The 12,336-nt window shown below is 72.0% G+C and carries 13 protein-coding genes; 8 read left to right on the plus strand and 5 right to left on the minus strand.

The features are described 5' to 3' along the window. Window positions 1–117 precede the first annotated feature (117 nt). A complete protein-coding gene (locus ACFWBQ_RS20405) occupies window positions 118–297 on the minus strand; it encodes a hypothetical protein (RefSeq protein WP_385490733.1) in 180 nt (59 codons plus the stop codon). A 271-nt stretch (window positions 298–568) separates the two neighbouring features. Between ACFWBQ_RS20405 and ACFWBQ_RS20410 the strand changes: the two genes are divergently transcribed. From ACFWBQ_RS20410 to ACFWBQ_RS20425, 4 genes are all read left to right on the plus strand, one after another. After that, on the plus strand, window positions 569–1,828 hold the full coding sequence (locus tag ACFWBQ_RS20410; protein ID WP_385491060.1) for an NYN domain-containing protein: 1,260 nt from the start codon (window positions 569–571) through the stop codon (window positions 1,826–1,828). 117 nt (window positions 1,829–1,945) lie between these two features. Next, window positions 1,946–2,929 carry an ABC transporter ATP-binding protein gene (locus ACFWBQ_RS20415; protein ID WP_385491063.1) on the plus strand — a complete coding sequence of 328 codons (984 nt, stop codon included), beginning with the start codon at window positions 1,946–1,948 and terminating at the stop codon, window positions 2,927–2,929. 31 nt (window positions 2,930–2,960) lie between these two features. Then, on the plus strand, window positions 2,961–3,815 hold the full coding sequence (locus tag ACFWBQ_RS20420) for an ABC transporter permease (protein ID WP_385490736.1): 855 nt from the start codon (window positions 2,961–2,963) through the stop codon (window positions 3,813–3,815). A gap of 154 nt (window positions 3,816–3,969) precedes the next feature. After that, window positions 3,970–4,695 carry an ABC transporter permease gene (locus ACFWBQ_RS20425; protein WP_385490738.1) on the plus strand — a complete coding sequence of 242 codons (726 nt, stop codon included), beginning with the start codon at window positions 3,970–3,972 and terminating at the stop codon, window positions 4,693–4,695. Window positions 4,696–4,792: 97 nt separating this feature from the next. Here the strand turns inward: ACFWBQ_RS20425 and ybaK are convergent, their stop codons facing one another. The 4 genes from ybaK to ACFWBQ_RS20445 form a co-directional block, all read right to left on the minus strand. Then, a complete protein-coding gene (gene ybaK / locus ACFWBQ_RS20430; protein WP_385490740.1) occupies window positions 4,793–5,296 on the minus strand; it encodes a Cys-tRNA(Pro) deacylase in 504 nt (167 codons plus the stop codon). A 16-nt stretch (window positions 5,297–5,312) separates the two neighbouring features. Then, window positions 5,313–6,098, minus strand: coding sequence for an LON peptidase substrate-binding domain-containing protein (locus ACFWBQ_RS20435; protein ID WP_385490743.1), 786 nt, complete (start codon window positions 6,096–6,098; stop codon window positions 5,313–5,315). An 11-nt stretch (window positions 6,099–6,109) separates the two neighbouring features. Next, on the minus strand, window positions 6,110–7,144 hold the full coding sequence (locus ACFWBQ_RS20440; RefSeq protein ID WP_385490746.1) for a hypothetical protein: 1,035 nt from the start codon (window positions 7,142–7,144) through the stop codon (window positions 6,110–6,112). 222 nt (window positions 7,145–7,366) lie between these two features. Then, window positions 7,367–8,968, minus strand: a complete 1,602-nt coding sequence (locus ACFWBQ_RS20445; RefSeq protein ID WP_385490748.1) for an oxidoreductase — start codon at window positions 8,966–8,968, stop codon at window positions 7,367–7,369. A gap of 160 nt (window positions 8,969–9,128) precedes the next feature. On the opposite strand from ACFWBQ_RS20445, the gene hisD reads away from it, so the two are divergent. The 4 genes from hisD to ACFWBQ_RS20465 are packed head-to-tail and all read left to right on the plus strand — an operon-like array spanning window position 9,129 to window position 12,329. Beyond that, complete coding sequence (gene hisD, locus ACFWBQ_RS20450) at window positions 9,129–10,451, plus strand: histidinol dehydrogenase (RefSeq protein ID WP_385490750.1); 1,323 nt, start codon at window positions 9,129–9,131, stop codon at window positions 10,449–10,451. Further along, window positions 10,448–11,575: a histidinol-phosphate transaminase gene (locus tag ACFWBQ_RS20455; RefSeq protein ID WP_385490753.1), complete on the plus strand. Its 1,128-nt coding sequence runs from the start codon at window positions 10,448–10,450 to the stop codon at window positions 11,573–11,575. The genes hisD and ACFWBQ_RS20455 overlap by 4 nt, the downstream gene beginning before the upstream one ends. Continuing rightward, a complete protein-coding gene (gene hisB / locus ACFWBQ_RS20460; protein WP_031098999.1) occupies window positions 11,572–12,165 on the plus strand; it encodes an imidazoleglycerol-phosphate dehydratase HisB in 594 nt (197 codons plus the stop codon). Before ACFWBQ_RS20455 ends, hisB begins: the two co-directional genes overlap by 4 nt. Next, a complete protein-coding gene (locus tag ACFWBQ_RS20465) occupies window positions 12,162–12,329 on the plus strand; it encodes a hypothetical protein (RefSeq protein WP_385490756.1) in 168 nt (55 codons plus the stop codon). The genes hisB and ACFWBQ_RS20465 overlap by 4 nt, the downstream gene beginning before the upstream one ends. Window positions 12,330–12,336 lie beyond the last annotated feature (7 nt).

Consider the following 12,336-nt stretch of genomic DNA (forward strand, 5'->3'; position numbering starts at 1 on the left):
GCGCGCGCGCCCCGCCCTGCCGGCCGGGGCCGCGACACACCCCCCCCCCGCCCGGGGCGGCGGCGCCCCCCCCCCCGGGGGGCCCGCCCCTCTCGGCCTGTCGGCCCTACGGAACCGTCAGTTGTGGCCGAAGCGCTTCTGGTGCTTACGGGCAACATCGGAAGGGCTGCCCTGGGCCTGCGACTGCGGCTGGGTCTGCGACTCGTAGGCCGTCGACCTCGCCTCCTCCGCACCACGCTCCGCGGCGGACGCGCGGTCGTGCTGGCTGCCCTGCTTGCGGTTCTTGTTCTTGGCCATGGTGATGCCTCCTGTGGGGAATCTCGGGGCCAGGACCGATGTCAGACTCACATAGCACCCCATAAGCCGCATGTTGGATCATTACCCAGTGTAATTCGGGCGGTATCATGCGCCGTTTCCCGGATCCGCCACGCCGATGATCGAGTTCCGGACCTTAACCCTCGTACGGTCGGGCAGACTCGAAGGAAACCCTGAGTAAGCGAACCCCGAGCAAGCGGACCCACCCCCCATGACCGGGTCCGCTGATCCGTTCCCGAATTCCTGGAAGAGGGTGGAACGCGTGGACCGTTGCGTCGTCCTGGTGGACGCCGGCTACTTGCTGGGCGCAGCCGCGAGTCTGCTGGCCGGAGAGCCCGCCCGTTCCCGCATCACCGTCGACCACACGGCCCTGATCCAGGGACTGCGGGAGCGCGCCGAGGCCGACACGGAACAGCCCCTGCTCCGGATCTACTGGTTCGACGGCGCCCCCGACCGTGTACCCCAGCCCGAACACCGCCGGCTCCGGGTGATGCCGCGGGTGACCGTTCGGCTGGGGGCGCTCACCCGCAGTGACGGACGGTGGGCGCAGAAGGGCGTCGACGCGGCGATGCACGCCGAGCTCACCGAACTGGCCAGAAACCGCGCCTGCTCCGATGTGGTGCTCGTGACCGGCGACGGAGACCTGCTGCCCGGACTGATGTCCGCCAAGGAACATGGCGTGGCCGTCCACCTCTGGGCGGTCCAGGCCGCCGACGGCGACTACAACCAGTCCGAGGACCTCGTCGCCGAGGCGGACGAACGCCGGGTGCTCGACCGGGCCTGGATCACCAAGGCCGTACGGGCCAAGGACACGGGCGGTGTGTGTGCGCCGCCGCCCGTTCCACGCCCCGAGATCGCCGCGATCCTCTCCGCGCCGCTGCCCGAGGCCGCGCTGGCCGCCTCGGCCGAGCGGGCGTCGGAGGCCCAGGCCGCCGCGGCGCGCAACGGCAGCGGCGCACCGGCCGACGAGACGGCCACGCATCCGCAGCCCGCCGCCGGCAGCAGAGGAGTTCCCACCCCCAAGGACCTGGCCAGTCTGCGGGCACCCGGCTCGCAGACCGCCCAGCACCCCGTACAGCTGCCCGCCCCCAACGCGACCCTGCGCTGGTCGTCCGACAAGGGCTGGGTGGAGCGCGGCGGACCCCTCGGCGAACCCGCGGAGACCGCGTCCCTGCCGACCCTGGCCCAGCTCACCAGCGCCGAGCAGCGCTGGGCGGACCGGGAGGAGGACATCACCACCGTCGGCGGCGACCCCTTCGAGGTCGGCCAGGTCTTCGCCCGGCGCTGGATGGAGCGGCTGCCGGAGACCGTCCACCTGCAGAAACTGGCCACCATGTACCCGCGTATCCCGCACCGGATCGACGGGGAGCTGCTGCGGTACGCGGCACGGTTCGGGCTGCTCGCCCACAAGGACGACCAGATCGACGAGCACGACCGCTACGCCATCCGGGCAGGTTTCTGGCGCGAGATCGATGTGCGGGCCGCCGCGGACCCTGTCCCCGTCGCGGAGTAGGCAGGGCGGCAACAACGGGGCGCTGCCCGGCCCCGGGCGCAATACGGGGCATCCGACCCCGTACTCTCGTACCTCGTGAGTACGGGCACAGCACAGGCACAGACCGGGACCGGGACCGTGTGCGCGGTGCGTGATCTGGTCAGGACCTATCCCGCCGTCCGCGGCCGACGCGGTCGGGCAGCCACCCCCGAGGTGCGGGCCACCGACGGGATCAGCCTCGATGTCCGGCGCGGCGAGATCTTCGGGCTGCTCGGACCCAACGGTGCGGGCAAGTCCACACTCGTACGCCAGCTCACGGGGCTGATGCGCCCCGACTCCGGCAGCGTCGAGGTGCTGGGGCACGATCTCGTACGCCACCCCGAGCGGGCTTCCCGGCTCATCGGGTACCTCGGGCAGGAGTCCACCGCCCTGGACGAGCTGACGGTGTCCCTCGCGGCCGAGACCACCGGTCGGCTGAGGGGCATGCCGGTGCGGGAGGCCCGGGCCGCGCGCGATGCCGTACTCGAGGAACTGGGGCTCACGGAGCTTGCCGGCCGGCCCCTGAGGAATCTGTCCGGCGGCCAGCGGCGGCTCGCCTGCTTCGCCGCCACGCTGGTGGGGGAGCGCCCCGTCCTGGTCCTCGACGAGCCGACGACGGGCATGGACCCCGTTGCCCGGCGTGCGGTGTGGTCCGCCGTCGACCGGCGCCGGGCCGAGCACGGCGCGACGGTCCTGCTCGTGACCCACAATGTGATCGAGGCCGAGACCGTACTCGACCGGGTCGCCGTCATGGAACGTGGCAAGGTCATCGCCTGCGACACCCCGGCCGGGCTCAAGGAACGGGTGGCCGGCGAGGTCCGGGTCGAGCTCGTGTGGCGCGAGCGGGCGCCGCTGGACGTCCCCGAGGTGGCCGCGCTGCGAGGTTCTGCCCAGGAGTCGGGGCGCCGCTGGGTGCTGCGGCTGGGGCCGGACGAGGCACGGGCGGCGGTCGCCGCGGTGACGGGCGGGGCGGCGTTCTCCTCGCTGGACGACTTCACGCTGGCCACGCCCAGCCTGGAGGACGTCTATCTGGCGCTCGGCGGGGATGCGGCGAGGGCGACCGAGGGGCTGGTGAAGGCGTGATCATGAACGTGTCGAAGGGGAGCAGCGCCAGGTGACGAGCATCCTTCCTGTGGAGTCCGTGGAAAAGGTGTCCGTGCCGGCGGTCCGGACGACGGCCGGCAACCGGCCCGGCCGGCCCGCTCGTACCACTCCGGCACCCCTCGCCCCGCGGGCCCGGTTCCTGCCCGCGCTGGCCGCCGTGTACCGGGCGCAGCTGTCGAGGGCGAGGGTCGCCCGGATCCCGCTGCTGTTCGTGGCGACCTTCCAGTCCATCGGAATCATGGTGCTCATGCGGGGCGTCGTCGACGGCGGCTCCGAGGCGCGGGCCGTGGTCGCGGGGTCCAGCGTGCTGGTCGTGGCCTTCGTGGCGCTGAACCTGCTGGCCCAGTACTTCGGCCGGCTGCGGGCGGACGGGGGTCTCGACCACTACGCCACACTGCCGGTGCCGCCCGCGGCGGTGGTGCTGGGGGCGGCGGGTGCGTACGCCTCGTTCACCGTGCCCGGCACGATCGTCACGGCGGTCACGGGGAGCGTGCTGTTCGGGCTGCCCATGACACATCTGTGGGTGCTCGTCGCAGTCATTCCGCTGTCCGGGGCCGCGCTCTCGGGGCTGGGCGCCGCGCTCGGGCTCCTGGCGCCGCGGCAGGAGCTCGCGACGCTGCTCGGGCAGCTGGGGATGTCCGCCGCACTGCTGCTCGGCGTGCTGCCGGCCGACCGGCTGCCGGGGCCGGTGGGATGGGCCCGTGACCTGCTGCCCTCGACGTACGGCGTCGAGGCGCTGGCCCGGTCCTTCGACGCACACCCCGACTGGGCGGTCGTCGCCCTCGACCTCGGGGTGTGCGCGGTGGTCGGTGTCCTGTCGCTGGCCGTGGCGACGTGGGCCTACCGGCGGGCGGCGGTCCGGTAGGACCGACGGCGGTTCGGCGGGCCCTCCCGCCGGGGCCGGGGCGGACCGGCGTGCGTGCCGGGGCACGCGAGCCCGGCATGCTCCGAACGGGAGGCCCTCGCCCTGTCGGCGGTCCGGTGAGGCGGCGTGCCGGGCGGCCTGGCACGATGGCAGCGTGACCGCACCGTTGACGCCGCCTCACCAGCCCCCGTCCGATGATCCCTGGCAGGCTACGCCGTCGGGATCCCATGCCGCGCCCGGCGGCCAGGAGCCGCTGGCCGGGACGGATCTCGTGGCCGAAGTGCGGCGGGCCGCCGTGGTCACCGGGTTGCTGACGGTGGCCGGTGCGGCGCTCGGGCTGCTGTGGCTGTGGCTGGCGCCTCGTGTGCCGCTGATCTCCGACGAGACGGCGGTGTTCCTCAAGAACAGCGAGGGCGAGGAGGCCATCGGGGCGGACGGTACGTTCGTTCTGCTGGCGCTCGCGTTCGGCCTCGTATCGGCAGCCGCCGTCTTCCTCTTCCGCAGGCGCGGAGGGATCGCACCGGTGGTCGCGCTCGCCCTGGGCGGACTGCTCGGCTCGCTGCTGGCGTGGGGGATCGGCACGTGGTTCGGGCCGACGTCGGATGTGGTCGCCCATGCCAAGGAGGTCGGCAAGGGGGTGACGTTCGATGCGCCGCTGGAGCTGCATGCGGTGGGGGCGGCGATGCTTGCCTGGCCGATTGCGGCGATGATCGTGCACCTGGGTCTGACGGCGCTGTTCGGGCCGCGGGACCCGGAACCGGAGTGGGAGGCCGGATACGGGGCGGACTCCGGGCCGGCCGCCGGTTCTGCATCCGGATCTGCTTCTGCCGGGCGGCAGTGGCCCGAGAACGGGGCGGTGGAAGGGCCGGAGCGGTCGTAGCGGTGCGGGTGGGGCGCCCGGAAAGGGCGGGCCCGCCCTTTCCCCGGCCAGGGCTCCGCCCCGACCGCGGTTCTCATCCGCCGGACGGACTCACAAGCTACCCGCGGCCGATCGGGGCCAGTACCGCGTTCGTCAATGCCGCCAGGTCGTCCGCCGACAGTTCGACCTCCAGGCCGCGCCGGCCCGCCGAGACGCAGATCGTGGTGTGCGTCCGTGCCGAGGCGTCGAGGACCGTACGCAGTCGTTTGCGCTGGCCCAGGGGGGAGATGCCGCCGCGGACGTAGCCCGTCGTGCGTTCGGCCGCCGCCGGGTCCGCCATCGCCGCCCGTTTGCCGCCCACCGCCGATGCCAGTGCCTTGAGATCCAGGGACCCGGCGACGGGGACGACCGCGACGATCAGCTCGCCGTCGACATCGGCGACCAGGGTCTTGAACACCCTCTCGGGCGGCACCCCGAGCGCCTCGGCCGCTTCCTCGCCGTAGGACGGGGAGGCCGGGTCGTGATCGTAGGAGCGGACCGTGAAGGCGGTGCCCGCCGCGGTCAGTGCGACCGTGGCCGGGGTACCGCCGGGCTGCTGCTGTTTCCTGGCCTTCTTCGCCACCGGCGGGGTCCTCGGGTCAGTTGGGGTGCGTGGGTCCGCGGGTCAGGTCGATCGCGGGCAGCGACGGCAGATGCCGGATGACCGCGGTCTCCTTGCGCAGGAGCGTCAGCTCCTCGCGCAGCCGGGTCGCGGTGTCGGGCGCCTGGAGCAGCCGCTGCTTCGACGGGATGTCGAGGACGGCCGCGGCGGCCACCAGGTACGAGACGACGGACGGGTCGTCCGGCAGGTCCGCACCCGTCGTCAGGGAACGCTCGTTGGCCCCGGCAAGCCGCTTCTGGTAACTGCGGAAGGCCCTCAGGACTCCCTCGGCCAGTGCGCCGGCCTCGTCCGAGGCCTTGGGGTCGTCGCTGCCGCGCCCCTCGTCGTCCGGATCCTCGGTCAGTTCCTCGACCTCGGCCGTCAGATAGGGGCCGCTCGCGTCGACGGAGAGCAGCTTGACCCGGGTGGTGCCGGTCGCGAGGACCTCGAAGCTGCCGTCGGCGCGTTCACGGATCTTCGCCGCGTCGGCGACACAGCCGACCCGGTGGAAGCTCTGGATCGGATCGGGGCCGAAGCCGTCGGCAGGGGCGCGCTCGACGTGGCCGGCGGCGGCGACCGCGTCGGGCATCCCGGTGGCCGTCGGGGCGGTCTCGCGGCCGTCGCGGATCGCGACCACGACGAAGCGGCGCGGTTCGTCCTCGTCGATCTCGAGCAGCTCGCGCATCATGGCGCGATAACGCTCCTCGAAGACGTTGAGAGGCAGCACGAGGCCGGGGAACAGCACCGCGTTCAGCGGGAACAGGGGGAGACGAGCGGTGGTCACAACGGTCAAGCCTAATGGCCGCGGAGCCCGCCGTGTCCGGCCCGTCCACGCGAGGGCGTGGAAGAGGCCACCCGGAGCCGGACATCCGCTCTCGCGTCGAGGAACCCGCTGAGCGCATCGTCGGACACGGACGCCCACGGGAACGTCGTCGCAAACCGTCCGATCAGCTGGAACTGCTCCAGCGCCTCCTCCCATCGCCCCCGTGCGACCAGTACGTGGACGAGGAGATTGCGTACCTCGGCCGGCCACGGATCGCCGGGCGGATACGCGGCGGAAAGTGTGATCGCGAGATCGGCCGCTGCGTCGATCCGGTCCTCCTGCACGGAAGTCGTCCGCCCGGCGGACCTCTCGTCGTGCAGGAGCGCGAAGGCCGCCCGTACGGGGAGTGCCTGCACCAGGGAGTCCGCCGCGGCGTCCTCCGCCGCCCGTTCGGCGAAGTCGAAGCACTCGCGGTGGGAGCCGTACCAGGCGGCGGAGAGGTACTGGAGCGCGGCGACATGGCAGCCGTAGTGGTGCGCCGAGCGGCGTACGGCCTGCTCCCACAGCGATTCGAAGACGGTGTGGGAGGCATGCGTGCCGCGGGCGTGGTCGAGGGCGAGCCGCCAGGGCACCGGGTCGCGGGGATCGGCCTCGGCCGCCGCCGTGATGAGCGGGGCCACCTCGCGCAGGAGTTCGACGTGGGCGGGGGACTCCCAGGCGCGGCGTACGGCCAGTTCGGCTTTGACGAGCAGGGCGTCCGGGTCGCGCGGCGCGGCGGCCAGCCAGTCGGTGAGCCAGCCGTCGCGGCTGCGGGCGAAGGTCACCAGGCGGGCGAGGCAGCGGTCGCGGGTCTCCCACTCGGCGGCGTCCCGAGTGGTGGCGAGGAGCTTGGCCGCAGGTTCGAACTCTCCCAGGGCGGCCGCCACCAGCGCGGGCGACAGCCGCTCGTCGGGGGCGTCGAGCAGCACGGCATTGTCCGCGGGCAGTCCGGCCGACAGCCCGGGGCTGCGTCGGAGCGAGCACGCGGAAGTCAGCATCGCGCGGAGGAAAGCCATGGTGCAGACCATTGAAAAGCCCTGGTCGGGGCCGCGCCAGGGGGTCTCTGTGAAGCTTCTGTAGCGAGTGCGAGGGTTGCCCTGAAGAGGGTCAAGAAAGAGCAAAGGAAACGGCCGTGACCGGCCTGATTCCGACTGTCCTGTTGCTGTCTACCGAGCTTGTGGCCGTGGATCGACAGGCCTTTCGATCACTGTGCCGGCCCGGAATCCGGCCCGGCAGGAGCAGGCCTCCGGTCAGCCGCGGCGCAGCATCCGGGAGGCACCCGCCGCCACCGTGGTGGCCAATATCCACCCCAGCATGACGAGGGCCGCCGCAGCCCACTGCCAGCCGTCCTCCATCCGCCAGTAACCGTCCTGCCCGAGATTGATCACCGGCACCAGCAGATCCAGTGCGTACAGCGGGGCATTCCACTGCGGATGCTCCTCCGCCTTGATCGCCGCCGGGTGGTACTGCGAGAAGGCCACCGCCCCCGCCGCCCACAGCACCGCCATCCACACCGCCGCCCGCCCCGGCCGGTAGCCGTACGCCACCGTCCAGTCCTGCAGATAACCCCAGAGCCTGGCTGCGGGCGGCAGCGTCTCGCGCCGGCGCCGCTGCTTGGCGAGCAGCACCTCACGGGCGTCCGCGTCCTCACCGCAGTTCCTGAGCACCGTGGCGAGCCGCTCGTACGGCTCCGGTACGTACTCCGGCGTCGCGGCCTGCACCCACTCCAGACGCCGGGACAGCGGGAAGTGCCCGTAGGGGACGAGGTTCTCGTAGACGAAACCGCCCATCGCCAGCCCGCCGGGGCCCGGCCAGCTGGTCGACAGGTCGATCAGCGTGACGACCTTCGCGCCGTTCAGCACGACCCGGCCCTCCTGCGGGCGCTCCGCGTTGAACCGCAACTCGGGCGTCACGATCCGGCGCAGCGACAGCTCCTCGTGCGGGGCCATGACGAACCGGCCCTTGTGCAGATCCACCGCGTCCCCGAATCGACCGTCGTCGAGCCGTACCGCGCCCCGGCACTCGAAGACCTGCGCGCGGGTCCCGCGCGCAGGGGTGATGCCCCGGATGATGCCGAACGGGGGAGTGGTGCCCTGGTTCCCGGTGTCGATGCTCACCCAGGCCTCGGTCATGTACAGCGTGCGTTCCACGCTCAGCTGCGGGGCGTTCAGTGCCCGCCGCCCGTCCGTCGCGCGCAGCCGACTGCCCCGCAGGCTCAGCGAACCGCCGACCTTGGCCCCGCGCAGGCTCAGCTCACCACGCGTCTCGATCATCTCCGCCTGCAGGTCCTGCGCCACCGACATCCCGTCGCCCACGAAGGCGCGGCCGCGCCGGTCGGGGCCGACGCTGATCTGGCTGATCAGCAGATCAGTGCCGATCTGGGCGTCGGTCAGCCGGATGCCGCGCTCCACCCGGCACCGCGGCAGATGCAGATCGCCCTCCGTGTGCAACCGGGCTGCGTCCAGTCTCGGCACCGCGCAACCCACCATGCGCAGCGTCGTGAAATGGCACTCGGGCATGACGACCTCCTGCTCGAAGCGGCAGCCCGTCAGTTCCACGTACGGAGAGACCCGGCCGCCCGCCAGGTCCAGCTTCCCGGTGATACGCACGCCCCGGAGCTTCAGGGCGGCCACCCGCCCCGGCCGCGCTGGAGGCCCGCTCAGCAGCAGCCGCGCCACCGTCCGGGCGCCGACACTCCGCTCCGGCCCCCAGATGTGCGGCGCGAACGGATCGTCGCGCATCGCGTCGTGGGAGCGCAGATCGTAGGTGGTGCCGTTCCGGAAGGACTGCCACATGCCCAGCTCCGCTGCGCTGAGTCCGTCCGGGATTTCGCCGTCGTGCGGCTCGGTCACTGCCTTACCTCCGCCTGCGCGGCTCGTCCCGCGCTTCGTACAACCGTTCTTCCCGCTGTGTGACGACGTGAACGCTAGTAGTCAGCTGTGACAGCCGGGACATGTATCAGCCAGTGATACGGAGGACCGGACGCCGGAAGCGGTCTGAGAGAATTACGGGGTGATCTCTCGAATCGATCTGCGCGGTACCGCCCTCCCCGAAGGCGGCGCCCTGCGCGACCTGCTGCCCCGTGCCGAGTTCGACGTGGAAGCCGCCCTGGAGACGGTGCGGCCCATCTGCGAGGACGTACGCCATCGTGGCTCCGCGGCAGTGATCGAGTGGGGAGAGAAACTCGACGGCGTACGGATCGACTCGATCCGGGTCCCGGCCGCCGCGATCACCGGGGCGCTGGAGCAGCTCGACCCTGCTGTACGGGCGGCGCTCGAGGAGTCGATCCGCCGTACCCGCCTCGTCCACCGCGAGCAGCGCCGCACCACGCACACCACCCAGGTCGTCCCCGGCGGCACGGTCACCGAGAAGTGGGTGCCCGTCGAGCGCGTCGGGCTGTACGTCCCGGGCGGGCGCTCGGTCTACCCCTCGTCCGTCGTCATGAACGTGGTCCCGGCCCAGGAGGCCGGCGTCGAGGGCATCGCCGTCGCCTCCCCGCCCCAGAAGGACTTCGGCGGCCTCCCGCACCCCACGATCCTCGCCGCCTGCGCCCTGCTCGGCGTCGACGAGGTGTATGCCGCCGGCGGCTCCCAGGCCGTCGCGATGTTCGCGTACGGCACCGAGGATTGCCTGCCCGTCAACCTCGTCACCGGCCCCGGCAACATCTACGTCGCCGCCGCCAAGCGCCTGCTCAAGGGCCGCATCGGCATCGACGCCGAGGCCGGTCCCACCGAGATCGCGATCCTCGCCGACGCGAGTGCCGACCCGGTGCACATCGCCGCCGACCTGATCAGCCAGGCCGAGCACGACCCGATGGCCGCCGCCGTGCTCGTCACCGACTCCGAGGAGCTGGCCGCCGCCACCGAGGCCGAGCTGCGCCCCCAGGTCGCCGCGACCAAGCACGTCACGGACCGGATCGAGCCCGCGCTGGCCGGCCGCCAGTCCGCGATCGTCCTGGTCAACGACCTGGAGGACGGTCTCAAGGTCGTCGACGCGTACGCCGCCGAGCACCTGGAGATCCAGACGGAGAACGCCGCCGCCGTCGCCGACCGGGTCCGTAACGCCGGAGCCGTCTTCGTCGGCCCCTGGTCGCCCGTGTCCCTCGGTGACTACTGCGCCGGCTCCAACCACGTCCTGCCCACCGGTGGCTGCGCCTGCCACTCCTCGGGCCTGTCCGTGCAGTCCTTCCTGCGCGGCATCCACATCGTCGACTACACGCGTGACGCGCTCGCCGAGGTCACCCACCACGTCGTGACCCTCGCCGAGGCGGAGGACCTCCCCGCCCACGGCGCCGCGCTCAAGGCCAGGTTCGGCTGGAAGGTTCCGCAGCAGTGAGCAACGACAGCACCCCGCGCAACGCCTGGGACGACCTCCCGATCCGCGACGAGCTGCGCGGCCAGTCCCCGTACGGGGCGCCCCAGCTCGACGTACCCGTACGGCTGAACACCAACGAGAACCCCTACCCGCTCCCCGACGCGCTCGTCGACCGCATCGCCGAGCGGGTCCGCGAGGCCGCCCGGAACCTCAACCGCTACCCCGACCGCGACGCCGTGGAGCTCCGCACCGAGCTGGCCCGCTACCTCACCCGCACCGCCGGGCACGAGGTCGGACACGCCAACGTCTGGGCGGCCAACGGCTCCAACGAGGTGCTCCAGCAGCTGCTGCAGACCTTCGGCGGACCCGGGCGCACCGCGATCGGCTTCGAGCCCTCGTACTCGATGCACGCCCTCATCGCACGCGGCACCGGCACCGGCTGGATCTCCGGGCCGCGCAACGAGGACTTCACGATCGACGTGGAGGCCGCGAAGAAGGCCATCGCCGAGCACCGCCCCGAGGTGGTCTTCATCACCTCGCCCAACAACCCCACCGGCACCGCCGTCGACGCGGACACCGTCCTCGCGCTGTACGACGCCGCCCAGGCAGCCCGGCCCTCGATGGTCGTCATCGACGAGGCGTACGGCGAATTCAGCCACCACCCCTCGCTGCTCCCGCTGATCGAGGGCCGCCGGAACCTGGTGCTCTCGCGCACCATGTCCAAGGCGTTCGGCGCCGCGGGCCTGCGCCTCGGCTACCTCGCCGCCGATCCGGCCGTCGTCGACGCCGTCCAGCTGGTACGCCTGCCGTACCACCTGTCCTCCGTCACCCAGGCCACCGCGCTCGCCGCCCTGGAGCACACCGATACGCTGCTCGGGTACGTCGCGCAGCTCAAGCGCGAGCGCGACCGGCTGGTCGGCGGGCTGCGGGAGCTCGGCTTCGCCGTCACCGACTCGGACGCCAACTTCGTCCAGTTCGGCCGCTTCGCCGACAGCCACACCGCCTGGCAGCAGATCCTCGACCGGGGTGTCCTGGTCCGGGACAACGGCGTACCGGGGTGGCTGCGGGTCTCCGCGGGAACCCCGCAAGAGAACGACGCGTTCCTCGATGCGGTGCGCGAACTGAAGAAGGAGCACGACGCATGAGCCGCGTAGGCAGGGTGGAGCGGACCACCAAGGAGACCTCCGTGCTCGTCGAGATCAACCTCGACGGCACCGGCAAGGTCGATGTCGCGACCGGGGTCGGCTTCTACGACCACATGCTCGACCAGCTCGGCCGCCACGGCCTCTTCGACCTCACGGTCAAGACCGAGGGCGACCTGCACATCGACTCGCACCACACGATCGAGGACACCGCCCTCGCGCTCGGCGCCGCCTTCAAGCAGGCGCTCGGCGACAAGGTCGGCATCTACCGCTTCGGCAACTGCACCGTCCCGCTGGACGAGTCGCTCGCCCAGGTCACCGTCGACCTCTCCGGGCGCCCTTACCTCGTGCACACCGAGCCCGAGAAGATGGCGCCGATGATCGGCGAGTACGACACGACGATGACCCGGCACATCCTGGAGTCCTTCGTCGCCCAGGCCCAGATCGCCCTGCACGTCCATGTCCCGTACGGCCGCAACGCCCACCACATCGTGGAGTGCCAGTTCAAGGCGCTCGCGCGCGCCCTGCGGTACGCCAGCGAGCACGACCCCCGCGCAGCCGGAATCCTTCCGTCCACGAAGGGCGCACTGTGACCGGCCTCAACACTGTGCTGATCATCGTCGGCCTCTTCCTGGCCGGCGGCGTCTACTCCTTCTGGAAGCAGGGGATGCCCAAGGGCGTCGTCGTGCTTCTCGGGATCGGATCCGTGATGTGCCTGGTCGCAGGCGTCATGCGGATCCAGGGAATCTGGGACTGAGGGCAGG

The sequence above is a fragment of the Streptomyces sp. NPDC060035 genome (assembly GCF_042736635.1).
Classification (GTDB): Bacteria; Actinomycetota; Actinomycetes; order Streptomycetales; family Streptomycetaceae; genus Streptomyces.